Here is a 24,608-nt window from a genome sequence, read left to right as displayed (position 1 = left end):
GCGCGGCATGTGCCAGGCGCGGCCCTCAGACCCCAACACGGTAAGAACAGATGCTCCTCACTACCATCAACGACCCGGCCGACCTGCGCCGCCTGTCCCGCCATCAATTGAAGCCGCTGGCTGAAGAGCTGCGCGGTTTCCTGCTGGACTCGGTGTCCAAGACCGGGGGCCATTTGTCCTCCAACCTGGGCACGGTCGAGCTGACCATCGCGCTGCATTACGTCTTCAACACTCCCGAAGACCGCATCGTCTGGGATGTGGGCCATCAGACCTATCCGCACAAGATCCTCACCGGCCGGCGCGAACGCATGGCCACGCTGCGCCAGCAAGAAGGCATCTCCGGCTTCCCGCGCCGCATCGAAAGCCAATACGACACCTTCGGCACCGCGCATTCCTCGACCTCGATCTCGGCTGCGCTGGGCATGGCCCTGGCCGCGAAGACGCAGGGCTCGGACCGGCATGCGATTGCCGTCATCGGCGACGGCGCCATGACTGCCGGCATGGCCTTCGAAGCGCTCAACAATGCGGGCGTGCATGAGGACATCAACCTGCTGGTGATCCTCAACGACAACGACATGTCGATCTCGCCGCCGGTGGGTGCGCTCAACCGCTACCTGGCACGCCTGATGTCGGGCAAGTTCTACGCCACGGCGCGTGACGTAGGCAAGTCGGTGCTCCCTGGCCCCGTGCTGGAACTGGCCAAGCGCCTGGAAGAACATGCCAAGGGCATGGTGGTCCCGGCCACCATGTTCGAGGAATTCGGCTTCAACTACATCGGCCCCATCGATGGCCATGACCTCGATTCGCTGATTCCCACGCTGCAGAACCTGAAGAACCTGAAGGGGCCGCAGTTCCTGCACGTGGTCACCAAGAAGGGACAAGGCTACAAGCTGGCCGAGGCCGATCCGGTGCTGTACCACGGCCCCGGCAAGTTCAACCCCAGCGAAGGCATCAAGCCCAGCGCGGGCGGCAAGCTGACTTACACCCAGGTCTTCGGCGAATGGCTGTGCGACATGGCCGCCGCCGATGACAGGCTGGTCGGCATCACCCCCGCCATGCGCGAGGGCTCGGGCATGGTGGGCTTTGAAAAGAAATTCCCCAATCGCTACTACGATGTGGGCATCGCCGAACAGCACGCCGTCACCTTCGCCGCCGGCATGGCCTGCGAGGGCATGAAGCCGGTGGTGGCGATTTACTCGACCTTCCTGCAGCGCGCCTACGATCAGCTGATCCACGACGTGGCCCTGCAGAATCTGGACGTGACCTTCGCGCTGGACCGCGCCGGCCTGGTCGGTGCCGATGGTGCCACCCACGCGGGCAATTACGATCTGGCCTTCCTGCGCTGCATTCCCAACATGGTGGTGATGGCCGCCTCCGATGAGGATGAGTGCCGCAAGATGCTCTCCACCGCCTATCAGTATCCCGGCCCGGCTTCGGTGCGCTATCCGCGCGGTGCCGGCATCGGCGCGGCAGTGGACAAGACCCTGGAAACCCTGCCGCTGGGCAAGGGTGAAATCCGCCGCCAGGGCAAGGGCGTGGCCATCCTGGCCTTCGGCAGCCTGCTGGCGCCGGCCCTGGGGGCGGGCGACAAGCTCAATGCCACGGTCGCCAACATGCGCTTCATCAAGCCGCTGGATGTGGAACTGGTCAAGCAGCTGGCCGCCTCGCACGATGCGCTGGTGACGGTGGAAGAGGGCTGCATCATGGGCGGCGCCGGCGCGGCCGTCTCGGAGGCATTGGCCGCAGCCGGCATCGACAAGCCGGTGCTGCACCTGGGCCTGCCGGACCGCTTCATCGATCATGGCGATGCGGCGCAACTGCTGGCGCAGTGCGGACTGGATGCCCAGGGCATCGCCCAGTCCATCGCCCAGCGCTTTGGCAAGGATCAGCCCAAGCTGGTGGTCAACAACGCCTGATCGATACAGATTCCCGGGACTTAGTTTTTGCAGCGCTGAAACTAAGAAAATCCGGGGAGAAAACTAAGTAAACGAAACGCCCCGCCGGTTTCCCGCGGGGCGTTTCGTTTCTCTGCGCAGAAAAGGGCAATCAGCGTTCCCGCCCCTTCTGCCACAACACATCCTGTCCGCCTGCTTCACGGTTGAGCACCCGCGCCAGCACGAAGCACAGGTCCGAAAGCCGGTTCAGATATTGCCGCGCCGGTGCATTCACTCCCGCCTCGGCCTTCTCCAGCATCACCACGCTGCGCTCGGCGCGGCGGCACACGGTGCGGCATACGTGCGCCAGCGCGGCAGTACGCGAGCCGCCCGGCAGGATGAATTCCTTCAGCGGGGGCAGGGTGGCGTTGTACTTTTCCAGCAGGGCATCGAGCCGCGCCAGATGGGCATCGGCCAGCACCACATAACCCGGAATGCAAAGCTCCCCGCCCAGGTCGAACAGGTCATGCTGGATCGAGACCAGCTCCTCGCGCAGCGCCGCCGGCAGGGTCTCGCACAGCAGCAGGCCCAGCTGCGAATTCAGTTCATCCACGTCGCCCAGCGCCTGGATGCGCAGGTTGTCCTTGCCCACGCGGCTACCATCGCCCAGGCCGGTGCTGCCGTCGTCGCCGGTACGGGTGGCGATCTTGGAAAGTCGGTTGCCCATCATTGCTCCTTGTTGATCCGGGGGCAGCTTAAGCGCAAGGCCCGTGCAAGGCAAGCGCTTCCCGCCCGATGCGAGCCGTGCCGCATGCGGCGGAAAAATCGTGTAAACAATTCGCTGGATTTGTCCTGCCGGGCTGCCTGGGCAGGGACATTTGCGCAAACTCCGGCCCGCAAGAGAGTAAAATTCATCGCCTGAATGCGTGGTCAGTCCACTTCAGCGGCAGGGGATGCCGCTGCGCGGGCCCTGCATCTTTTTCTGCATGCGACCATAACAAGAACCGAGACACGAGACACGAGACCCCTGAGAGAACCTGCATGAATCACCTAGTTGATGCCCGGAAACTGAAACGCCCCGTTCCCCAGGCCCTGCTCGACGAGCTCAAGGCCCTCTTCGGCGAGCGCTGCTCCACCACCCTGGCCATGCGCGAGCATCATGGCCGTGACGAATCCTCCTACGATCCCATGCTGCCGGACGCCGTGGTCTTCGCCCGCAGCACCGAGGAAGTGGCCGCCTTCGTCAAGCTGTGCAGCCAGTACGATACCCCTATCATTCCCTATGGTGCCGGCACTTCGCTGGAAGGTCACGTGCTGGCCCTGCAGGGTGGCGTGACGGTGGATCTGTCGCAGATGAACCAGGTGCTGGCCGTCAACGCCGAAGACCTGACCGCCACTGTCCAGGCCGGCGTCACCCGCAAGCAGCTGAATCAGGAGATCAAGGACACGGGTCTCTTCTTCCCCATCGATCCCGGTGCCGATGCCTCGCTGGGCGGCATGGCCTCGACCCGCGCTTCCGGTACCAATGCCGTGCGCTACGGCACGATGAAGGAAAACACCCTGACCCTGACCGTGGTCACGGCCCAGGGCGAGATCATCAAGACCGGCACCCGCGCCAAGAAATCCTCGGCCGGCTATGACCTCACCCGCGTGTACGTGGGCAGCGAAGGCACGCTGGGCATCATCACCGAAGTGACCGTGCGCCTGTATCCGCAGCCTGAAGCGATCTCGGCGGCGATCTGCTCCTTCCCCACCGTGGCCGATGCCGTCAATACCGTCATCCAGACCATCCAGATGGGCGTGCCGCTGGCGCGTGTGGAGCTGCTCGATGAAAACGGCGTGCGCGCCATCAATGCCCACGACAAGCTGAGCCTGCCGGTCAATCCGCTGCTGCTGTTCGAATTCCACGGCAGCGAGAATGGCGTCAAGGAACAGGCCGAGCTGGTGCAGGACATCGCCAGGGAATTCCATGCGCTCGGTTTCGAATGGGCCACCCGTCCCGAAGACCGCACCCGCCTGTGGACCGCCCGTCACAACGCCTACTTTGCGCTGCTGCAAATGCGCCCCGGTGCGCGCGCGATTTCCACCGACTGCTGCGTGCCGATCTCGCGCCTGGCCGAATGCGTGCTGGCCACCAAGGCCGACTGCGAAGAGCAGGGCCTGATCCACGCCATCATCGGTCACGTCGGCGATGGCAACTTCCACGTGCAGATGATGGTGGACCCCAACGACCCCGCCGACATCGCCCGCGCCGAAGGGGTCAACGCCCGCATGGTGGCGCGTGCTCTGGGCATGGATGGTACCTGCACCGGCGAGCATGGCGTGGGCCTGCACAAGATGGATTTCCTGATCCAGGAACATGGCGAGGGCGCCATTGCCGTCATGCGCGCCATCAAGCATGCGCTGGACCCGAAGAACATCATGAACCCCGGCAAGATCCTGCGCTGGGAGCAGTGAGGTCGATGTATCTCGCGGGCCAGGAGTGAAAAACTTAGTTTTAAGCGACTGGCCTTTTAGTTTTTCGGCAACACAATATTAGTTTTCATCAGGTTTGCTTGAACCGCAGCAGGAATCCACCATCCATGGCCACCCGCCTTCCCCCCGTCCATGCCCTGTCCGCCTTCGAGGCGGCAGCCCGTCACAATTCGTTCGCGATTGCCGCCGAGGAACTGTGCATCACCCCCTCGGCGCTGTCGCACCGTATCCGTCTGCTGGAAGAGTTCGTGGGCGAGCGCCTGTTCTATCGCGACGGCCGCTCCATCGGCCTGTCCGAATTCGGCCGCCGCTATCTGGACGTGGTGCGCAGCGCCTTGCGCACGCTGACCGATTTCCCCATGCCGCATCGCAATGCCGCCATGCAACCCAAGATCAAGGTGATGTTGCCGCCGACCTTTGCGCGCCACCTGTTGATGCCGCGCATTGCCGACTTCACCCAGCGCCATCCGGAGATCGTGGTCGAGCTGTATCTCTCGGTGCCGCTGTATGACCTGTCCCTGTCGGAGAGTGATGTCGAGATCCGCTTCGGCGCCGGCAACTATCCCAACATCATCACCGAGAAGCTGTTCGAGGAACCGGCCTTCGCTGTGGCCAGCCCCGCCTACCTGAAGACCCTGCCGCCGATGAAGTCGCCCGGCGACCTGCAGCACGCCACCCTGCTGCGTTCGGCGCTGGAGCCGTGGCAACCCTGGTTCGAGGCGGCGGGCCTGAAGGACTGGGTGGAACCTTCGTCGGGTTTGCGCGTGGACGATCTCGGCCTGCTGCTGGAAGCGGTGCGCCACGGTTACGGCATCGGCCTGACGCGCCAGCATTTCGCTGAAGAACTGCTGGCCCGGGGCGAGATCGTGGAGCTGTTCGACGTGCGCCTGCGCACCCCGCCGCACGCCTACTACGTGGTCTACGAGCGCGCCGTGCGCGAGCGGCCCGAGGTCGATACCTTCATCAACTGGATGCAGAACGCCTTCCGCAGCCTCTGACGCAGCTTTGCATCGCCCGCCCCATCCGGCCGCCCTGAAAATAATTCACGGCGGCCGGTAATTCTTTTCAGCGGGGCAGCAGGCAACACGGCGCCGTGCAGGCGGGCAAAATTCGTTACACTTGTCGGACTGAAAAAGCCCGTCTGACGCGGGCTGACAACAAACGAGACAGCGTGAGCTGCAATACCGGACGCACAGAGAGGGGCGTCCACTTCCCACGCCTGCCTAGCTTACCGCCGAGGTCCAGCATGAATGCTCCCGCCCAACCGTCCTTTGCGCCGGCCCGCCAGCGCGAAGTCGTCGATGCCCTGCGCCGGGCCGTGCCCGCGCACTGCGTGCTGTCCGACGAGGAAGACACCCGCCCCTACGAATGCGACGGCCTGGCCGCCTATCGCCAGCTGCCCATGGTGGTGGTGCTGCCCGAGAACGAGGCCCAGGTCATCGCCGTCATGAAGACCTGCCATGCCCTGCAGGTGCCGATCGTGCCGCGCGGTGCCGGCACCGGCCTCTCCGGTGGTGCCATGCCGATTGCCGATGGCGTGGTGCTCTCCACGGCCAAGTTCAACCAGATCCTCAAGATGGACAAATATTCGCGCACCGCCGTGGTCCAGCCCGGCGTGCGCAACCTGGCCATCTCCGAAGCGGCGGCCCCGCACGGCCTGTATTACGCGCCGGACCCGTCTTCGCAGATCGCCTGTTCCATCGGCGGCAACGTGGCCGAGAATTCCGGCGGCGTGCACTGCCTGAAATACGGTCTGACCGTGCATAACGTGCTGCGCGTGCGCATGGTCAGCATCGAAGGCGAGGTGGTCGAACTGGGCAGCGGCGCCCTGGATGCGCCGGGCCTGGACCTGCTGGCCGTCTTCATCGGTTCCGAAGGCATGCTGGGCGTGGTCACCGAAGTCACCGTCAAGCTGGTGCCCAAGCCGCAGGCGGCGCGCGTGATCATGGCGTCCTTCGATGACGTTGTGAAGGGCGGCAATGCGGTGGCCAACGTGATCGCGGCCGGCATCATCCCGGCCGGATTGGAGATGATGGACAAGACCAGCTCGCGCATGGTCGAGCCCTTCGTCAAGGCCGGCTATGACATCGATGCCGAAGCCATCCTGCTGTGCGAATCCGACGGCACCGTGGAAGAAGTGGAAGAAGAAATCGGCCGCATGACCGATGTGCTCAACGCCAGCGGCGCCACCGCCATCGCCTGCTCGCAGAGCGAAGCCGAGCGCTTGCGTTTCTGGTCCGGCCGCAAGAATGCCTTCCCGGCAGCAGGCCGCATCTCGCCCGACTACTACTGCATGGATGGCACCATCCCGCGCAAGAAGCTGGCCGACGTGTTGCTGGGCATCGCCGAGATGGAAAAGAAATACGGCCTGCGCTGCGCCAACGTGTTCCATGCGGGCGACGGCAACCTGCATCCGCTGATCCTTTTCGATGCCAACCTCGCCGACGAATTCCACCGCGCCGAACTGTTCGGTGCCGAAATCCTGGAGCTGTGCGTGGAAGTGGGCGGCACCATCACCGGTGAACACGGCGTGGGCATCGAGAAGATCAACTCCATGTGCGTGCAGTTTTCGCCGGCCGAGCGCGAGGCTTTCTTCAAGTTGAAGCGCGCCTTCGATCCGGCCTTCCTGCTCAATCCTGATAAAGCCATTCCCACCCTGCATCGCTGTGCCGAGTACGGCAAGATGCACGTGCAGCGCGGCCAGCTGCGCTTCCCCGATCTGCCGAGATTCTGACCATGCAAGCACAACAAGACATGGAGGCCGTGCTGGCCTCCTTCCGCGAACGCATTCTCTCCGGGCGCGCCCTGCAGATCCGCGGCGGCGGCACCAAGGACTGGTACGGACAAGTGCCCTCCGGTGATCTGCTGGACACGCGCCCCTACAGCGGCATCATCGACTATGAACCGACCGAGCTGGTCATCACCGCCCGCTGCGGCACGCCGCTGGCCGAGATCGACGCGGCACTGGCCGCGCACAATCAGATGCTGGCCTGGGAGCCACCGCGTTTCGGCGGTGCCGCCACTGTCGGCGGCATGGTCGCGGCCGGCCTCTCCGGTCCGTCGCGCGCCAGCGCCGGGGCCGTGCGCGACTTCGTGCTGGGCGCCGTGCTGATGGATGCGCAAGGTGAGCAACTGCACTTCGGCGGACAGGTCATGAAGAACGTCGCCGGCTATGACATCTCGCGCCTCCTGGCCGGTTCGCTGGGTACGCTGGGACTGATCCTGCAGGTGTCGCTGAAGGTCTTGCCGCGCCCGGTCGCCAGCAGCACGCGCGTCTTCGAGATCAACCAGGAAGGCGCGCTGCGCCTGTTGAACCAGTGTGCCGGCCAACCCTTGCCGCTGGTGGCCAGCGCCTGGGTCGGCAATGTGCTCACGATCCGCCTGTCGGGTGCACAGGCTGCCGTTGATTCAGCGATTGCAAAGCTGGGCGGCACCGAGTTGAGCAATCCTGAAGATTTCTGGACCGACCTGCGCGAGCAGACCCATCCTTTCTTCGCCGACCCGCAGGCACCGCTGTGGCGTCTGTCCCTGCCGTCGGTGGCCCCGCCCGTCGACCTGCCGGGCCGCCAGCTGATCGAGTGGGGCGGGGCACAGCGCTGGCTGCGTCCGCAGGGCCATGTGGATGCCGTCACCATCCGTGCCGCCGCACTGGCCGTGGGCGGCCACGCCAGCCTGCATCGCGGTGGCGACAAGGCCATCGGCGTCTTCCATCCCCTGCAGCCGGCAGTGGAAGCGATCCATCGCCGCCTCAAGCAGCAATTCGACCCGCAGGGCATCTTCAATCCCGGCCGCCTGTACGCCAGCCTGTAAGCGCCTCTCCCGCCAGCGATCATCATGCAGACCAACTTAGCCGATTTCATCCGCAACACCCAGGCCGGCGAGGAAGCCGACAGCATCCTGCGTTCCTGCGTGCATTGCGGTTTCTGTACCGCCACCTGTCCCACCTATCAACTGCTGGGCGATGAACTGGATGGGCCGCGTGGCCGCATCTATCTCATCAAGCAGGTGCTCGAAGGCAAGCCCGCCACGGCCGCCACGCAATCGCACCTGGACCGCTGCCTGACCTGCCGCAACTGCGAATCCACTTGTCCTTCCGGCGTGCAGTATGGAAGCCTGGTCGACATCGGCCGCAAGGTGGTGGAAGAGCAGGTGCCGCGTCCCTTCGGCCAGCGCCTCATGCGCACTGCGTTGAAGGAACTCGTGCCGCGCAAGTGGATCTTCCGTCCGGCCATGAAGGCGGGGCAGATGGTGCGCCCGCTGTTGCCCAAGCTGTTGCAGAACAAGGTGCCGCCGCGTCAGGAGGCCGGCACCTGGCCCACGCGCACGCATGCACGCCAGATGCTGTTCCTCGAAGGTTGCGTGCAGCCCTCGATGGCACCCAACATCAACAGTGCCACGGCGCGCGTGCTCGATGCGCTGGGCGTGCAATTGTTCGCGCCGCCCAAGGCCGGCTGCTGCGGCGCCATCCGCTACCACATGAATGACCAGGACGGCGGCCTGGACGACATGCGTCGCAACATCGATGCCTGGTGGCCCTACATCGAAGGCCGCGATGGCATCAAGGCCGACACCATCGTCATGAATGCCTCAGGCTGCGGCGTCACCGTCAAGGAATACGGCCACCTGCTGCAACACGATCCCGACTATGCCGAGAAGGCGCGCCGCATCTCCCACATGACGCGCGACATCAGCGAGATCCTGCCCGAGTTCGAGCAGCAACTGCAGCACAAGCTCAAGGATTTCAACGGCAAGCGCGTGGCCTACCATCCGCCCTGCACCCTGCAGCACGGCCAGAAGATCCGCGGCAAGGTCGAAGCCATCCTGCGCGCGGCCGGCGTGGACGTCCACCTGTGCACCGACAGCCATCTCTGCTGCGGCTCGGCCGGTACCTATTCGGTGCTGCAACCGGAACTGTCCTACCGCCTGCGCGACAACAAGCTCGGCAAGCTGCAGGCCACCGATCCCGACATGATCGTCACCGGCAACATCGGGTGCGTCACGCATCTGCAATCCGGTACCGATACCCCGGTGCGGCACTGGATCGAATTGCTGGATAGCGCCCTGCAACAGGCATAGTGTTGCGGAGATGACATTCTGATGTCATCGTCCTGTCAGTTCAAAAACTTAGACTTTCGCCTCGACCTAAACAACCGGTGCTGTCAGGTAAAGTCCGATAAGGCTTGTCCTGCCTGGCTGCCCGCACGAGGAGCAGGATCATGGGCGGAACCAGCCGACGCGATTTTCTAAGGATATCGGCCAATGTGGCAGGCGCTGCCAGTGCAGCGGCGCTGTTGCCGGCCTCGATCCGCAAGGCGCTGGCCATTGCGCCCCAGGTGCGCACGGGCAGCATCGAGGATGTCGGGCACATCGTGGTCTTCATGCAGGAAAACCGCTCCTTCGACCACTACCTCGGGCATCTCTCGGGCGTGCGCGGCTACAACGACCGCTTTCCGGTGACGCTGCCCAACGGCCATCCGGTCTGGTTCCAGCCGCGCAAGGATGCGCCGCAATCGCTGATCGCCCCGTTCCGTTACGACACTACCGATCCGGCCATCAATGCCCAGTGCGTGCGCAGCCTGCCGCACACCTGGGCCACCACGCAGGGTGCCATCAACGGCGGACGCGCCGACCAGTGGGCGCAGCAGAAGGGCAACCTGTGCATGGGCTATCACGTGCGCGAGGACATTCCCTTCCACTATGCCCTGGCCGATGCCTTTACCATCTGCGACCAGTATTTCTGTTCCATCCCCGGCAACACCCATCCCAACCGCATGTATCTGATGACCGGCATGGTCGATCCGCTGGGCACAGGCGGCGGGCCGCTGCTGGACAATACCGATTACATCGACAATCAGGTCAGCGACATCAAGCTGCCGCCCTTTACCTGGACCACCTATCCCGAGCGGCTGGAGCAGGCCGGGATTTCGTGGCAGGTCTATCAGCAGGGCACGGACTTCGACAAGTTCAGCGGCAACTACGGCACCAACATGCTGGCCTGCTTCGAGAACTTCGTCCACGCGCCCATCGGTTCCTCGTTGCATGCGCGTGGCATGAGTACCCGCACCGTGGCGCAGTTGAAGGACGATGTGGAGCAGGGCAGGCTGCCGCAGGTCTCGTGGCTGTTGCCGCCTGCAGTCTATTCCGAACATCCCGATTACACGCCGCTCTATGGCGCGCGCTACCTGTCCGACATTCTCGACGCGCTCACCGCCAATCCCGAGGTCTGGAGCAAGACCGTGCTCTTCATCATGTATGACGAGAACGATGGCTTCTTCGATCACATCGTTCCGCCGCAGGCACCGACCGTGCCCGGTTCCGGCAAGAGTACGGTGGATATCGCCCTGGAGCGGCACGTCCACGTCACCCCGACGCAGCAGGGCCGGTTCAGCGCCGACCAGTTGCCTTACGGGCTGGGACCGCGCGTGCCCATGTTCGTGGTCTCGCCGTGGTCGCGCGGCGGGCGCGTCAATTCGCAGGTCTTCGATCACACCTCGGTGCTGCAATTCATCGAACGGCGTTTCGGCGTGATCGAACCCAATATCTCGCCCTGGCGGCGCGCGGTCTGTGGCGATCTGACCTCGACCCTGGATTTCACCCGGCGCGATGTCTCCACGCCGCGCCTTCCCGATACCACCGGCTACGTCGCCCAGGCCGACCTGCAATGCCAGCGCCCCACTGCCGTCAGCGCACCCGAACCCGAGGCCGGGCTGTCGGTTGCGCCGCAGGAAGCAGGCGTGCGTGTTGCCTGTGCCTTGCCGTATGTGCTGCATGTCCACGGCGAGCACAAGGGCAGCCTCTATCAATTGAGTTTCGACAACGCCGGCCAGCAGGGCGCGCATTTCTGGGTCCATGCCGATGTGCCCGGCAGCAGCGGCAGCGCCCCGCGCGGCTATACGGTGGAGGCCGGCAAGCAGTTGAGCGACACCTGGGCGTTGCCGTCCGAAGGGCGCTACCAGCTCAGTGTGTGGGGACCCAACGGCTATTTCCGCCGTTTTGCCGGAGAGGTGCAGGCACAGTCCGGGCCGCATGAGCCCGAGCTGCGCACCCATTACGATGCGGCGCAGGGCCTGCTCACGGTCAGGCTCCTCAATCCCGGCCCGGCGGCGCTGACGGCCACCGTCACCGATCTGGCCTACGGCCAGCCACCGCGCACCCTGCAGGTGCCGGCGGGACAGAGTGTGAGCAGCACCTGGGCGCTGGCCGCCAGCCATCACTGGTACGACCTGCAATGGCAAGTGGACGGCTGGCCGCACTGGCTGCGCCGCCTGGCGGGCCACCTCGAAACCGGCCAGCCCAGCATGAGCGATCCGGCGGCGATGGCGCCGGTGACCACGGCCATCTGAAGCGCGCGCCGAAACGCCAATGCCCGCTGACAATAAGCTGACAATTCACCAAGAATAGTATTGGCAAAGTCGCCACATTCCGGCTTCTGTGGTCGGTTTGCTGCTTTTTGGGGCAGATTTGCTGCCTTCGGCTTGACGGCGGAGGGCATAAGTCAATAAGCTTCGTCCTTTTTTCCGCACGGCGGGAAAAAACGGTCAGAGTTTCTCATCAGAAACTGACGCTTCCTGACCATCCCGAAGCATGGCGCCCCTGTCACCGTACCGGCCGGCGCCGTCCGCAAGCCTTACATCATCGTCCTCTCACCGTGCCTGGTGCCGGTGGCGAGCGAGGGCAGGAGAACACATGAAGAAACGCATTCCACAAGCCGCCTACATTTTCGCAGCCATGCTGCTGGGCATTCTGGTCGGCTATCTGATTTTCAATCACTACGGCAAGGATGAGGCCAAGGAGCTGGCCGGCTACGTCTCGATCGCCTCGGACCTGTTCCTGCGCCTGATCAAGATGGTCATCGCACCGCTGGTGTTCTCGACCCTGGTGGTGGGCATCGCCCACATGGGCGACGCCAAGTCGGTGGGCCGCATCTTCGGCAAGTCGCTGGGCTGGTTCTTCATCGCCTCGCTGGTGTCGCTGGCGCTGGGCATGATCATGGCCAACCTGCTGCAACCGGGCGCCGGCGTGGCGCTGCCTTCGCCGGATGCCGCCGGTGCGGGCCTGGCCACCAGCAAGTTCACGGTCAAGGAATTCTTCAACCACCTGGTACCCAAATCCATCGTGGAAGCCATGGCGCAGAATGAAATCCTGCAGGTGGTGGTGTTCTCCATGTTCTTCGGCATCGCCCTGGCGGCGCTGGGTGAGCGCGGCAAGAACCTGCTGGCCGTGATCGACGACCTGTCGCACACCATGCTCAAGATCACGGTCTACGTGATGAAGTTCGCGCCGGTGGCCGTGTTCGCCGCCATGGCCGCGACCGTCGCCGTCAATGGCCTGGACATCCTGGTCAGCTTTGCCGTCTTCATGCGCGACTTCTACTTCTCGCTGGTGCTGCTGTGGGTGATCCTGATCGCGGTCGGCTTCGTGTTCCTGAAAAAGCGCATCTTCCACCTGCTGGCCCTGATCAAGGAAGCCTTCCTGCTGGCCTTTGCCACTGCCAGCTCGGAAGCGGCCTATCCCAAGCTGCTCGATGCGCTGGACCGCTTTGGCGTCAAGCGCAAGATTTCCAGCTTCGTCATGCCGATGGGGTATTCCTTCAACCTCGACGGTTCGATGATCTACTGCACCTTTGCCACGCTGTTCATCGCCCAGGCGTATGGCATCCACATGCCCATCTCCACCCAGATCACCATGATGCTGGTGCTGATGCTGACCTCCAAGGGCATCGCCGGTGTGCCGCGTGCTTCCCTCGTGGTGATCGCCGCGACCCTGCACCAGTTCAACATCCCGGAAGCGGGCCTGCTGGTGATCCTGGGTATCGATACCTTCCTCGACATGGGGCGCTCGGCCACCAATGCGGTGGGCAACTCAATCGCCTCGGCCGTGGTGGCCAAGTGGGAAGGCGGTCTGATGAGCGAAGAAGAAGCGGCCCGCGCCGAAATCGAGATCGAACATGAGGCCGAAGCGACGTTGCATAACGAAGCCTGATATCGCTCATCGCTCTGTAGTTCGCAGCGCATGCAATGCCGCCCGGTTCATCGCCCGGCGGCATTTTTCATTGTGGTCCGCGATGCAAGTGCCGTTCGCACTGAGTAGCGGCACAGCCGCGTATCGAAGGCGCGCATGCCGTTGCGCAGCCATGGCGCGCTACCTTCGATACGGGCCTGCGGCCCTACTCAGGTCGAACGGGGGAGCTTGGGCGCTTCGGTTCAGAGGTGATATTCGCCCTGTTCTTCCAACAGCGCCTTGATCTGCTTCTTGACGATCTTGCCGTAGCCCGACTTGGGCATGCTATCCCAATAGACGAAGCGGCGCGGCCATTTGTACTTGCCGATGCGCGTCTCCAGATGCGCCAGCAGCGCTGCGCTGTCGGCCTGCCGGCCGGCCTTGCAGACGATCACCGCCAGCCCGCTTTCGCCCCACTTGGGATCGGGCACGCCCAGCACCGCCACTTCGGACACGGCCGGGTGCGTGAGCAGGGCTTCCTCGATCTCGCGCGGATAGACATTGGAACCGCCCGAGATGTACATGTCGGACGAGCGTCCGGTGATGTAGAGAAAGCCGTCGTCATCCACATGCCCGAGGTCGCCGGTATGGAACCAGTCATGCCTGAAGGCTTTGGCATTGGCCTCGGGATTGTTGTGATAGCCCATGAACACAGCCGGTCCGCGCACGCAGATTTCACCGGTCTGGAAGGGTGGCAGTTCCTGGCCATCGTCATTGAGGATGGCGATCTGCATGCCGGTGCGCGGCATGCCGCAGGTACCGACGCGCGCCTGCGGATGGGCGTCATCCTCGTAGTGCAGGTAGGGTGGCAGGAAGGTGATGTTGCCCGTCACTTCACCCAGTCCGTAATACTGCACCAGCACCTTGCCCAGCTTCTTGAGTGCATGAACCTGATCGGCCCGATACATGGGTGCACCGGCGTAGATGAGGTGCTTCAGCGAGCGATGATCGTAGCGGTCCACCGCCTCATCCTCGACCAGCAGCTTGACGATGGTGGGCACCGTGAAGAGATTGTCCACCTTGTATTTTTCCACCAGTTGCCAGGCTTCTTCCACCACCAGTCGTTCGGACGAGAGCAGGATACTGGCCGCGCCGCGCGCCGTATTGGCGATCGCATGCACGCCCGCGCCGTGCGACAGCGGCGCCACCACCAGCGAACGCGATTGATGTGTGAGACCCGGCATCAGGTCGGCCAGGTGATTGGTCACCACGAAGGCCATCTGCCCATGCGAGAGCATGCCCGCCTTCGGGTGGCCGGTGGTGCCGGAGGTGTAGAAGAACCACAGCGGATCGTCGTAATCGACCTCGGTTTCGCGGAAGGGCCGGCCATCGCCGGCCGCCACCAGCGCTTCGTAATCCAGTTCTCCTGCGCGTGCATCGGCCAGGGCGATCACGTGTTCGAGGACTGGCGAAGCGGCCTTGACGGCATCGACATAGTGCGCGAAGCCACGGTCATACAGCATCACGCAGGCGCCGCTGGACTGGCCGAGATAGGCGGCCTCGGGCGGGGTGATGCGGAAATTGGTGGGCACCCAGACCACGCCCATCTTGAAGGCGGCCCAGGCACTTTCGAAGATCTGCTGGTTGTTGCGCGAGTGGACCAGCATCTTGTCGCCCTTCTGCACGCCGCGTTGGGTGAGGGCATGGGCCAGGGCATCCACGCGCGTGTTGATCTCGCGCCAGCAAATGATGCGGTCGCTGCCATCGGCCTGGCCCTGTGCCAGGATCAGCCCCGGCTCGTCCGGAAAGCGGCGCGCCACGTCCGACAGCAGGCGGCCCAGGTTCATGACTTTGCTCAACATGTCTCACTCGTCCCGATTTTTTATGGAAACGGGCGCGTTGCCGTTTCCTGTTTTTTTGCACATCGTTTCATGTCGCGCGCCGTCTGCCAACGGCAGGACGGCGCGCCCATGCTGAACCCGCTCTTTTAGTTCACACGCTCCAGAATGCTCACATAGTTGGCCACGCCCGCGCCGCCCATGTTGAATACGCCCGCGTAGCGCGCATTGGCGATCTGCATGTCGCCCGCATCATGGGCGGCCTGCATGGCCGCCATCACGTGCATCGACACGCCCGTGGCCCCGACCGGATGGCCCTTGGACTTGAGGCCGCCGGAAGGATTGACCGGCAGCTTGCCGTCCCTGGCAGTGATGCCCTCGGCGATCACGCGCGCGCCCTGGCCGTGCGGGGCCAGGCCCATGGCTTCGTATTCCAGCAGCTCGGCCACGGTGAAGCAGTCGTGGGTTTCCACCAGCGACAGCTCATCCAGGCTCAGACTGGCCTGGCCCAGCGCCTTCTTCCAGGCCAGCCCTGCGGCTTCGAAGCGGGTCGGATCGCGGCGCGACAGCGGCAGGAAATCATTGACCTGCACCGCCGCACGGAACTGCACCGCACGCGGCATGGAGCGGGCCACCTCGGCCGCGCTGATGACCACTGCGGCTGCGCCGTCCGAGATGAGCGAGCAGTCGGTACGCTTGAGCGGACCGGCCACATACGGATTCTTGTCGGAGACGTTGCGGCAGAACTCGTAGCCGAAATCCTTGCGCATGTGGGCATAGGGATTGGCCATGCCGTTCTTGTGATTCTTGGCTGCGATCATCGCCAGCGCATCGGACTGGTCGCCGAAGCGTTCGAAGTAGCTCTGCGCGATCTTGCCGAAGACTCCTGCAAAGCCGCCCGGAATGCCCGCTTCTTCCTTGGCGTAACAGGCCTTGAGCAACACCTCGCCCACTTGCGCGGTGGCCAGTTCGGTCATCTTTTCGAAGCCGATCACCAGCACGTGTTTCGATTGCCCGGCCCTGATCGCCTGCAGGCCGGAGTGGATCGCCGCCGATCCGGTAGCGCAGGCATTCTCCAGCCGCGTGGCCGGTTTGAAGCGCAGCTGCGGCAGCGTGTTCATGACCAGCGAGGAAGGAAAATCCTGATACAGGAAGCCGGCATTGAAGGTGCCGAAGTGGATCGAATCGATGTCTTCCGGTTGCAGCCCGGCATGTTCGATGGCGGCCTTGGCGACCTGGCCGATCAGCACTTCCGGATCGATGCCGTCGAGCTTGCCGAATTGGGAATGGTGCCAGCCGGTGATGCAGGGTGAGGATGCAGAAACAGTCATGGTGTGTCCTTGTGTCCTTGTAAGACGCGGTAGATGTAGCGCGGTCGCTGCCGCAGTTGCTACGTTTCACACAAAGGCAATATGCAAATTCGGTGCCACGCGCAGGCGCCCGTGTGACGACCTCATGAAGCCAGTCGCGCCGGTTCCTTGCGTGGGCATCGGCCTGCATCTTGCCCGTCTCCTGAGAGGGCCGGCGCCAAGCCGCGCCGGGTCTCGCTTTGTTGTTGATGTCGATGCGTGCTGATGTGTGCGGCGGGCGCTCCCCGTCTTTCCCGGCATGCAGGAAACAAGCGGAAAGGGCAGGGCGTGGCCACCGACTGCATGAAGATAGCACGTACTTTACGTTAACGTAAATCACCGTGCCGCAGCAGCCGATGTTGCCTGCGGGCAGCGTGCACAGGTGTCGATCCCTGCGACAGTCAATGCGACAGGTGTCGCAGCCGCACCGCCTGTAAATAAATGCCTGCGACGGTGATTGCGTGCTTGTACTGTGCCGCCCTTATCGCAGAGAATACAGGCGCAGTGCGGATGAGGAGGAGGAAGGCGGCCATGCCGCAGGGATGCCTGGCATCCAACTTGCTCTCTCGACGCACAAGGCATGTTGACAACCCGGCACAGGGAGCTGCACGCCCGATCCAGCAGCCCAGCTTGCGCCGGATTCAGCAAAACCAACTATAAGCAGACAAACAGGAGACAAAACAGATGGAACAATCCACTGGGAAGTTCACGCGCCGCCATTTTCTGAAGACCGCCTCGGTGGCCTCGGCCGCTGCTGCTACCGGCCTGGTATCAAGCTCAGCCCATGCGGCCGAGTTCACCTTCAAGTACGCCAACAACCTGCCGGTCACTCATCCGATGAATGCGCGCGCCAAGGAAATGGCCGCCGCCATCGCGGAACAATCCAAGGGGCGCATCGAACTGCAGCTCTATCCCAACAACCAGCTGGGCACGGACACCGACATGCTCTCGCAGGTGCGGGCCGGTGCGATTGATTTCTTCACGCTCTCGCCGCTGATCCTGGGCACCCTGGTGCCGTCGGCGCAGATTTCCGGCATCGGCTTCGCCTTCAAGGATTACAGCCAGGTCTGGCCGGCCATGGATGGCGAGCTGGGTGCGCACGTGCGCAAGCAGATCGAAGCCAAATCCACGCTCTTCGCCTTTGAAAAGATCTGGGACAACGGCTATCGCCAGATCACCAACAGCACCAAGCCCATCAAGACCGCCGACGACCTCAAGGGCATGAAGCTGCGCGTGCCGCCCAGCCCCTTGTGGACCTCGATGTTCAAGGCCTTCGACGCGGCGCCGACCTCGATCAATTTCGCCGAAGTCTATTCGGCCCTGCAGACCAGAATCGTGGAGGGCCAGGAAAACCCTATGGCCATCATCTCCACCGCCAAGCTCTACGAGGTGCAGAAATACTGTTCCATCACCAACCACATGTGGGATGGCTTCTGGTTCCTCGGCAACAAGAAGTCCTTCGAGCGCCTGCCCAAGGATCTGCAGGAGCTGATGGCGCGCCTCATCAATGAGGCCGGCATGAACCAGCGCGCCGACGTGCGCAAGCTCAACGATTCGCTGGTCGATGAAATGAAAGGCAAGGGTCTGGCCTTCAACAATGCCGATGCCGAATCCTTCCGCGCCAAGCTGCGTGCGGCCGGCTTCTATGCCGAGTGGAAGAAGAAGTTCGGGGACGAGCCCTGGGCGCTGCTGGAGAAGTACACCGGCAAGCTGGCCTGAGCGGTCCGTACGCGGGAGAGCTGACTCTCCCGCCTGACTTCAATTTCGCTGGAGCCTGACGATGGAAGCTGTAATGACTTACCGCGCCCCGGCCCGCATGAACCCGGCTGCGCGCGCGCTGGTCACCCTGAACCGCATGGTGATGCACGTGGTCGGTGCCGTGGCGGCGGCCCTGGTGCTGGCCGAAACCGTGGTGCTGCTGACCGGTGTGATCTATCGCTACGCCTTGCATGATCCGCTGGTGTGGTCCGATGAACTGGCCTCGATTCTCTTCATTTGGCTCTCGATGCTGGGCGCGGTGCTGGCACTGGATCGCGGCGAGCACATGCGCCTGACCGCGATCATCAACAAGTGTTCGGAGAAGGGCCGCATCTGGCTCGAAACCGTGGCCGCGCTGGTGGTCTGCATCTTCGTGCTGATGGTGATCCACCCGGCCGTGGATCACGCGGTCGAACAGATGCCCATCACCACACCGGCACTGGAAATTCCCGATGGCCTGCGCGCAGCAGCCTTGCCGGTCGGCGCGATCCTGATGCTGCTGGCCGCTGTCTCGCGCATGGCGGCCATGACGACGATGCGCCTGCTGCTCTCCGCATTGGCGGTGGTGGCCGTGATCGCGGGCGCGCTGTGGCTGACCAGGCCCGTGCTGCTGGGCATGGGCAATTACAACCTGATCGTGTTCTTCGTATTGCTGATCGGCGTGTGCGTGGCTGGTGGCATTCCTATCGCGTTTGCTTTCGGCACCGCCACCATGGCCTATCTCGCCCTGGCTACCACAGCGCCGCTGATGATCGTGGTCAGCCGCATGGATGAGGGCATGTCCAGCCTGATTCTGTTGTCGGTGCCACTGTTCGTGCTGCTGGGCTCGCTGCTGGAAATGTCGGGTCTGGCCAAGACCCTGATCGACTTCATGGCGGCGTTGCTGGGGCATGTACGCGGCGGCCTGCAATATGTGCTGCTGGGCGCGATGTTCCTGGTGTCGGGTATCTCCGGTTCCAAGGCGGCCGACATGGCAGCCATTGCCCCGGCCCTGTTCCCCGAGATGAAAAAACGCGGTTCCAAACCGGAAGAACTGGTGGCCTTGCTGTCCTCCTCCGGTGCCATGACCGAGACCATTCCGCCTAGCCTGGTGCTCATCACCATCGGCGCGGTCTGCAGCGTATCGATCACGGCGCTTTTCATCGGCGGCCTGATGCCGGCCGCCATTGCCACCATCGCCATTGCGGTCGTGTGCTGGATGCGTGCGCGCCGCGAGCCGATGCCGGAGGTCAAGCGTGCGCCGCTCTCGCTGATCCTCAAGACACTGATCGCTGCCATTCCGGCGCTGGCGCTGCCCATGCTGATCCGCATCGCGGTCATCGAGGGCGTGGCCACGGCGACCGAAGTGGCCACCATCGGTGTGGCCTATACCGTGGTGGTCGGGCTGATCATGCATCTGTTCATGCAGCACCTGAACTTCCGACGCCTTTATCCGATGCTGGTCGAATCGGCCGCCTTGTCGGGCGCCATCCTGCTCATCATCGGCATGGCCACCGCGATGGCCTGGGCGCTCACGCAGTCGGGCTTCTCGGCCAGGCTGGTCGGGCTGATGCAGGGTGTGCCGGGTGGTGGTGCCGGCTTCCTGCTGATCACCATCGTCATCTTCATCGTGTTGGGCAGTCTGCTCGAAGGCATTCCCGCCATCGTGCTGTTCGGGCCGCTGCTGTTCCCGGTGGCGCGTTCACTGGGCGTGCATGATGTGCACTATGCGATGGTGGTGATCCTGGCCATGGGCATCGGCCTGTTCGCGCCGCCCTTTGGCGTGGGCTTCTATGCCGCCTGCGCCATCGGCAAGGTTTCGCCGGATGGCGTCTTCAACCGGGTCTGGGGCTATCTCGCCGCGCTGGTGGTGGCGCTGTTGGTGGTGGCCTTCGTACCCTGGATTTCCATCGGTTTCCTTTGAACCCGTCACTTGTCTTGCGAGCGATCGGGGAGCTTCCATGATTGACCTGCCAACGACGCATTAAAAACGGCGGTCCCTTCTTCCTGTTGGGACCGCCAACATTCACGGAGACATTATGAATCGCAATGATAGCGGCGCCCGCGTGGCGCTCGTGACGGGCGGAGCCATGGGTATCGGCGCCAGCATTTCACAACAACTGGCCGCCAGAGGCCACACCGTGCTGGTGGCCGACATCAACCTGGACGCCGCCACCCGCACCGCACACGCACTGGTCGCAGCCGGTCATCGTGCGGCGGCGGTGCAGATGGATATGGGTAGCGCCGACTCGATTGCCGCCGCCTTCGCCGACATCGGCAAGGACTATGGCCGTTGCGATGTGCTGGTCAACAATGCCGGCGTGGCGCGCACGTATTCCTTCCTCGACTATCCGCTGGAGAACTGGCTGCAGACCATGAACGTGAACGTGACCGGCGTGCTGCTGGCCGGCCAGCATGCGGCGCGGCTGATGGTGCAGCAGCAGTGGGGGCGCATCGTCAACATCTCCTCCATCTCGGGCATCCGTGCCGGTGCGGGACGCACTGCGTATGGCACGTCCAAGGCAGCCGTCATCGCACTGACGCGCCAGATGGCCATCGAACTGGCGCAGCACGGGATCACCGTCAACAGTGTCGCCCCCGGTCCGGTCGATACCCACATGACGCAGGCCATGCATTCCGAGCAGACGCGCGAGAGCTACTACCGTCTGGTGCCCATGCACCGCTATGGCACCGCCGATGAAATCGCCTCGGCGGTCTGCTATCTGGCCGCGGACGAATCGTCCTACATCACCGGCCACGTGCTGCCGGTCGATGGTGGTTTCGTCGCGGGTGGCGTACTGGAGATTTGAGGAGCGCTTCATGGACAAGCTCATGCAAGGCAAGGCCATCATCGTCACCGGTGCCGGCTCGGTCGGAGAAGGCTGGGGCAATGGCAAGGCCGCCGCCGTGCTGTATGCGCGCGAGGGTGGCCGGGTGCTGGCGGTAGACCGCAACATCGACGCCGCATTGCAGACGCAGGAGATCATTCGTGGCGAGGGCGGCGTGTGCGAAGTGCTGGCCGCTGACGTCGCGCGCAGTACTGATGTGAAGGCCGTGGCCGATGCCGCCATGGATCACTTCGGCCGGGTCGACGTGTTGCACAACAATGTCGGCATCGCCGAGACCGGTGGCGCGGTGGAGACCAGTGAAGAGAGCTGGAACCGGCTGGTGGCGGTCAACCAGACCAGCCTCTTCCTGACGCACAAGCACGTGCTGCCCATCATGGAAAGGCAGAGGAAGGGCGCCATCGTCAACATCTCCTCGCTGGCGGCGTTGCGCTGGATCGGCTTTCCCTATCTGGGCTACAGCGCCACCAAGGCGGCGATCCTGGCCTTCACGAAGAACGTGGCGATGCAGTACGCGCCCATGGGCATCCGCGCCAATTGCGTGCTGCCCGGCATGATGGATACGCCGATGATCCGCGAACCTTTGAAGGCGGCCTATGGCGGCGACATCGAACAGATGCGTGCCAGCCGCAATGCGCAATGCCCGATGGGTTTCATGGGGGATGCGTGGGACGTGGCGCATGCCTCGCTGTTCCTCGCTTCCGACCACGCGCGCTACATCACGGGGCTGGACATGATCGTCGATGGCGGGCTGTCGCTGCGTTGCGCGGGGTGAACGGATCGGTTTGAAAGTTGTTTGTCGATCGCGGACAGGCGGGCGTGGAAGCCGACCTGTTGCGGTTTGATGCCCGGGCGTGCAAGCGCGTCCGGGCTTTTTTTTCTCTGAGCATATCGGCCGAGTAGGTGTACTCAACATCAAATGCTTGGGATTTCTCGCAGTATTTCAACAGACGTGAGCATGTCGTCATGCAAACATCTGCGTTTTTCTTTTCAGCCTGGACGGTCAAGCGCCGGAGGGACTGATGATTCAACAGGAACGCAGCGATGTTGACATGCAATTATTGCGACAAAAGAGGCTTGCTGATCTATCCGGTCCGCTATGCCGTGGCCAGTTCGTATGGCGCGCAGGCTGTGCCTGCGCTTTCCGGTAATTTCAGAATCGAAGGCGCGCCCCAGCAGATCGGCGAAGCACGTTATACCTTGCGGGCTTTAAGGCCCGGCTATCTCTATACCTACGACGAGTGTCGCGCACGGCTCAAGGCCTACGTCGTGATGCCTACCGGGCATCTGTGGAATTTTTCGCTTGAATACAGTCCTCCCCATCCGGGGCGGATACGCTTCTCCTGCGTCGAACCAGGAGAAATCGTGCGGGCCTACTGCATCGATATCACTCATACGCCCAACGATCCTGCTACCCGCTTATGGATAGGCTGGTCCAATACGACATGGACCAAGGCCTTGCAACAGAAAGTCGGTGACACGAGCTGGCGCAAGAAGCACATGCAATGCATTGATGTGGCGGCCATGCTGGGCGGTACTGCGTTGCATACGGGAGAGTTCAACGCCAGCAAGCAACAGGTGGCTCATTTTGCCGCCGATGCGGGCGAGATGGCCAAGGCCTTTTCGTTCAGCAACACGCCGCCGGCAGAGGAGAACAAGCGTCACGCATGGGCTGGCAAGATGGCCGACATCATGGCTGCCCAGGCCCCGCATCACAAGGGTTATGTGGTCGCCATCAATGATCCGGTGGGCCTCGTCAATGACCTGAGCGAATTGTGCGTTCCGGGCCTTGCGGCCGGTTTCGATGAAAAGCTCCACCAGGCCAAGACCATCGCCGACCTGCTGGCGATGACCGAACAAGGCGTACGGCGTGAAGCACGCGAGGCCATCGCGTTTGACGCCAAGGTGGCGCAGATGGCGGAGAACCATCCAGACGGCGATACCTATGGGAGCCTCAAGACCGTATGGCGCGTCGTCCAGGCTGGCGGCCCTGCAAGCTACGCCCGCAAGCAGAGCGAGAAGCGCAAGAAATATGGCGTTGATCAGGCAGCGCGCCAACAGGCGGCCGAAGATGAGGCCTGGCATGAATTGACTCATGATGATGGCAAGCCGACGCTGGACCAACAAAGGCTCAAAGCGTTTCCCGCCATCTATGACGCTGCATTGAAGGCATTCGAGCCCCGCTTTCTCAAGCTGGTGACGGCCCATGTCGCATGGCTCAAGAGCGAGCAACTGGCCAACTGGATGGAGGGCGTACATGACGTCAACGACATTCGCAGCGGTCATGCCTACAGCGAGTCGCTGGCGCAATGCATCGGCAAGGCGGTTGCGTCGCCAGCCTGTCAGGATCAGCTGACGCTTTGGATGTCCCAGAGCAGTCTCTCCGATCCGGGCAACCTTTATGGACGCGCACTTCTGTACAACCAGGAAGACCTGATTGCCGCAACCGAGCCTCAACTCAAGGGCAGCGATATTCAGTTCGAGAATATCCTCAATCTCTACAAGGGGGCCGTAGCCCGGCTTGATGCGACCCCGTACGTACCGCAGCTGATCGACCGCCTTGCATTGACGACGGCCAATGTGATTGGCAAGAGCCTCAGGGGCGCCAGCCAGAGCGTAGCGCGTTCTCTGGCGATGATTCACCTGCATCTGCTGGCGGGCGTGACGATCAAGGCCAGCGACATGAGTGCTGCCGATGTGTCGCGCTGGGCGATTACGCAGGCGAGGGCACGTGGCATCGAACTTAAGACGGACCGGCAGCAGACCAGGAGGGATGCATATCAGCAGGCCAAGGGGGCAGTCAGGAGTTCGGCAATGGGGCGGCGCATGATTGCCTATGAACTCGACATCGCCAGCTTGGAACGGGAGGGGCGCATCGCTGCAGGGAGTATCAAGGGTATCGCCATTCCCGACATCGCGCTGGCACAGAAGTGGCTGGGATCCTCCGTGCCAGCCGAATTCAAGCTGGGTGTAGCGACTACGCTCGTGCAGATGCTGGCGTTGAACTTCGCAATGGATGATCTGGCCCACAATGACCAGTTCAATGAACGAGAGACGCAGGTTAAAGCAGCATTGGCAGCTGTCAGCCTGACTGCCACGCTTGTTGAAACGGTGGCGGCTAGCGTGCAGAAATCGGGGGAACATCCGTTGGGGGCGTTCATACTCAGGCAATGGGCGGTCAGCGAAAAACTGGTTCGAGGAATTGTTCAGGGCGCCCGGATCGGCGGGATGCTGGCTGGTGTCTTGGCTGGGGCTTACGATATTTTCTTTAATGCGACGAGTGCATATAAGGATGACAAAATTCTTCTGGCAAGCCTGTATGTAATAAACGGATCGTTAGGAGCTGTTATCTCTGTGATCGCCATTTTCTCCATGAGCTCATTGTTTTGGCCTCTTTTGATTACTTCATTTCTGATGGCCCTGACTATAGCGGCAATCAATGATTCGGCATTGAAAGCCTGGATTTCCCGCTGTGACTTTGCTGTGGGCGAGAAATATTCGTCCTTTGATAAAGAACTCAAGGCTTATCAAGAAGCAGTTGGAGCATGA

16 protein-coding genes are annotated in these 24,608 nt (G+C 62.8%); 13 read left to right on the top strand and 3 right to left on the bottom strand.

Features of this window, described 5'->3' with window-relative positions; translation table 11 throughout:
- Positions 1 to 50: 50 nt before the first annotated feature.
- Complete coding sequence (gene dxs, locus AACH55_RS19735; protein ID WP_338716338.1) at positions 51 to 1,916, top strand: 1-deoxy-D-xylulose-5-phosphate synthase; 1,866 nt, start codon at positions 51 to 53, stop codon at positions 1,914 to 1,916.
- Between the two features lie 130 nt (positions 1,917 to 2,046).
- On the opposite strand, the gene AACH55_RS19730 is transcribed toward dxs, so the two are convergent.
- The gene (locus AACH55_RS19730; protein ID WP_338716337.1) at positions 2,047 to 2,601 is read right to left on the bottom strand and encodes a cob(I)yrinic acid a,c-diamide adenosyltransferase; all 555 of its coding nucleotides are present in this window, start codon (positions 2,599 to 2,601) and stop codon (positions 2,047 to 2,049) included.
- Between the two features lie 314 nt (positions 2,602 to 2,915).
- On the opposite strand from AACH55_RS19730, the gene AACH55_RS19725 reads away from it, so the two are divergent.
- The 7 genes from AACH55_RS19725 (at position 2,916) to AACH55_RS19695 (ending at position 13,331) form a co-directional block, all read left to right on the top strand.
- Positions 2,916 to 4,331, top strand: coding sequence for an FAD-linked oxidase C-terminal domain-containing protein (locus AACH55_RS19725; RefSeq protein ID WP_338716336.1), 1,416 nt, complete (start codon positions 2,916 to 2,918; stop codon positions 4,329 to 4,331).
- A gap of 125 nt (positions 4,332 to 4,456) precedes the next feature.
- Positions 4,457 to 5,347, top strand: a complete 891-nt coding sequence (locus AACH55_RS19720; RefSeq protein WP_338716335.1) for a LysR substrate-binding domain-containing protein — start codon at positions 4,457 to 4,459, stop codon at positions 5,345 to 5,347.
- Positions 5,348 to 5,595: 248 nt separating this feature from the next.
- Complete coding sequence (locus AACH55_RS19715) at positions 5,596 to 7,083, top strand: FAD-linked oxidase C-terminal domain-containing protein (RefSeq protein WP_338716334.1); 1,488 nt, start codon at positions 5,596 to 5,598, stop codon at positions 7,081 to 7,083.
- A gap of 2 nt (positions 7,084 to 7,085) precedes the next feature.
- Positions 7,086 to 8,159 carry a glycolate oxidase subunit GlcE gene (glcE, locus tag AACH55_RS19710; protein WP_338716333.1) on the top strand — a complete coding sequence of 358 codons (1,074 nt, stop codon included), beginning with the start codon at positions 7,086 to 7,088 and terminating at the stop codon, positions 8,157 to 8,159.
- A 24-nt stretch (positions 8,160 to 8,183) separates the two neighbouring features.
- Positions 8,184 to 9,425 (top strand): glycolate oxidase subunit GlcF, encoded by a 1,242-nt coding sequence (gene glcF / locus AACH55_RS19705; protein ID WP_338716332.1) that lies wholly within the window; start codon positions 8,184 to 8,186, stop codon positions 9,423 to 9,425.
- A gap of 140 nt (positions 9,426 to 9,565) precedes the next feature.
- Positions 9,566 to 11,692, top strand: a complete 2,127-nt coding sequence (locus AACH55_RS19700) for a phospholipase C, phosphocholine-specific (protein WP_338716331.1) — start codon at positions 9,566 to 9,568, stop codon at positions 11,690 to 11,692.
- 343 nt (positions 11,693 to 12,035) lie between these two features.
- A complete protein-coding gene (locus tag AACH55_RS19695) occupies positions 12,036 to 13,331 on the top strand; it encodes a dicarboxylate/amino acid:cation symporter (protein ID WP_338716330.1) in 1,296 nt (431 codons plus the stop codon).
- Between the two features lie 221 nt (positions 13,332 to 13,552).
- Here the strand turns inward: AACH55_RS19695 and AACH55_RS19690 are convergent, their stop codons facing one another.
- Together AACH55_RS19690 and AACH55_RS19685 are read right to left on the bottom strand one after the other, a co-directional pair.
- A complete protein-coding gene (locus AACH55_RS19690; RefSeq protein WP_338716329.1) occupies positions 13,553 to 15,151 on the bottom strand; it encodes an acyl-CoA synthetase in 1,599 nt (532 codons plus the stop codon).
- 125 nt (positions 15,152 to 15,276) lie between these two features.
- Positions 15,277 to 16,458: an acetyl-CoA acetyltransferase gene (locus AACH55_RS19685; protein WP_338716328.1), complete on the bottom strand. Its 1,182-nt coding sequence runs from the start codon at positions 16,456 to 16,458 to the stop codon at positions 15,277 to 15,279.
- Between the two features lie 702 nt (positions 16,459 to 17,160).
- On the opposite strand from AACH55_RS19685, the gene AACH55_RS19680 reads away from it, so the two are divergent.
- The 5 genes from AACH55_RS19680 to AACH55_RS19660 all read left to right on the top strand — a co-directional run bounded on the left by AACH55_RS19680 (position 17,161) and on the right by AACH55_RS19660 (position 24,608).
- Positions 17,161 to 18,195, top strand: coding sequence for a TRAP transporter substrate-binding protein (locus AACH55_RS19680; protein WP_338716327.1), 1,035 nt, complete (start codon positions 17,161 to 17,163; stop codon positions 18,193 to 18,195).
- 73 nt (positions 18,196 to 18,268) lie between these two features.
- Positions 18,269 to 20,137 carry a TRAP transporter large permease subunit gene (locus tag AACH55_RS19675; RefSeq protein ID WP_338716326.1) on the top strand — a complete coding sequence of 623 codons (1,869 nt, stop codon included), beginning with the start codon at positions 18,269 to 18,271 and terminating at the stop codon, positions 20,135 to 20,137.
- Between the two features lie 115 nt (positions 20,138 to 20,252).
- Entirely contained in the window at positions 20,253 to 21,023 is a 771-nt protein-coding gene (locus AACH55_RS19670; RefSeq protein WP_338716325.1) for an SDR family NAD(P)-dependent oxidoreductase, read from the top strand.
- A gap of 10 nt (positions 21,024 to 21,033) precedes the next feature.
- Positions 21,034 to 21,834 (top strand): SDR family NAD(P)-dependent oxidoreductase, encoded by an 801-nt coding sequence (locus tag AACH55_RS19665; RefSeq protein WP_338716324.1) that lies wholly within the window; start codon positions 21,034 to 21,036, stop codon positions 21,832 to 21,834.
- A 269-nt stretch (positions 21,835 to 22,103) separates the two neighbouring features.
- On the top strand, positions 22,104 to 24,608 hold the full coding sequence (locus AACH55_RS19660; protein ID WP_338716323.1) for a T6SS effector BTH_I2691 family protein: 2,505 nt from the start codon (positions 22,104 to 22,106) through the stop codon (positions 24,606 to 24,608).

Source organism: Herbaspirillum sp. DW155 (assembly GCF_037076565.1).
In the GTDB taxonomy this organism is placed as follows: Bacteria; Pseudomonadota; Gammaproteobacteria; order Burkholderiales; family Burkholderiaceae_D; genus Herbaspirillum.
This window is presented reverse-complemented; position numbering and strand designations above follow the sequence as displayed.

Excerpts from the sequence above, each read along its gene's own strand:
- dxs (WP_338716338.1), top strand. The coding sequence starts at position 51 with ATGCTCCTCACTACCATCAACGACCCGGCCGACCTGCGCCGCCTGTCC.
- AACH55_RS19730 (WP_338716337.1), bottom strand. The coding sequence starts at position 2,601 with ATGGGCAACCGACTTTCCAAGATCGCCACCCGTACCGGCGACGACGGC.
- AACH55_RS19725 (WP_338716336.1), top strand. The coding sequence starts at position 2,916 with ATGAATCACCTAGTTGATGCCCGGAAACTGAAACGCCCCGTTCCCCAG.
- AACH55_RS19720 (WP_338716335.1), top strand. The coding sequence starts at position 4,457 with ATGGCCACCCGCCTTCCCCCCGTCCATGCCCTGTCCGCCTTCGAGGCG.
- AACH55_RS19715 (WP_338716334.1), top strand. The coding sequence starts at position 5,596 with ATGAATGCTCCCGCCCAACCGTCCTTTGCGCCGGCCCGCCAGCGCGAA.
- glcE (WP_338716333.1), top strand. The coding sequence starts at position 7,086 with ATGCAAGCACAACAAGACATGGAGGCCGTGCTGGCCTCCTTCCGCGAA.
- glcF (WP_338716332.1), top strand. The coding sequence starts at position 8,184 with ATGCAGACCAACTTAGCCGATTTCATCCGCAACACCCAGGCCGGCGAG.
- AACH55_RS19700 (WP_338716331.1), top strand. The coding sequence starts at position 9,566 with ATGGGCGGAACCAGCCGACGCGATTTTCTAAGGATATCGGCCAATGTG.
- AACH55_RS19695 (WP_338716330.1), top strand. The coding sequence starts at position 12,036 with ATGAAGAAACGCATTCCACAAGCCGCCTACATTTTCGCAGCCATGCTG.
- AACH55_RS19690 (WP_338716329.1), bottom strand. The coding sequence starts at position 15,151 with ATGTTGAGCAAAGTCATGAACCTGGGCCGCCTGCTGTCGGACGTGGCG.
- AACH55_RS19685 (WP_338716328.1), bottom strand. The coding sequence starts at position 16,458 with ATGACTGTTTCTGCATCCTCACCCTGCATCACCGGCTGGCACCATTCC.
- AACH55_RS19680 (WP_338716327.1), top strand. The coding sequence starts at position 17,161 with ATGGAACAATCCACTGGGAAGTTCACGCGCCGCCATTTTCTGAAGACC.
- AACH55_RS19675 (WP_338716326.1), top strand. The coding sequence starts at position 18,269 with ATGACTTACCGCGCCCCGGCCCGCATGAACCCGGCTGCGCGCGCGCTG.
- AACH55_RS19670 (WP_338716325.1), top strand. The coding sequence starts at position 20,253 with ATGAATCGCAATGATAGCGGCGCCCGCGTGGCGCTCGTGACGGGCGGA.
- AACH55_RS19665 (WP_338716324.1), top strand. The coding sequence starts at position 21,034 with ATGGACAAGCTCATGCAAGGCAAGGCCATCATCGTCACCGGTGCCGGC.
- AACH55_RS19660 (WP_338716323.1), top strand. The coding sequence starts at position 22,104 with ATGTTGACATGCAATTATTGCGACAAAAGAGGCTTGCTGATCTATCCG.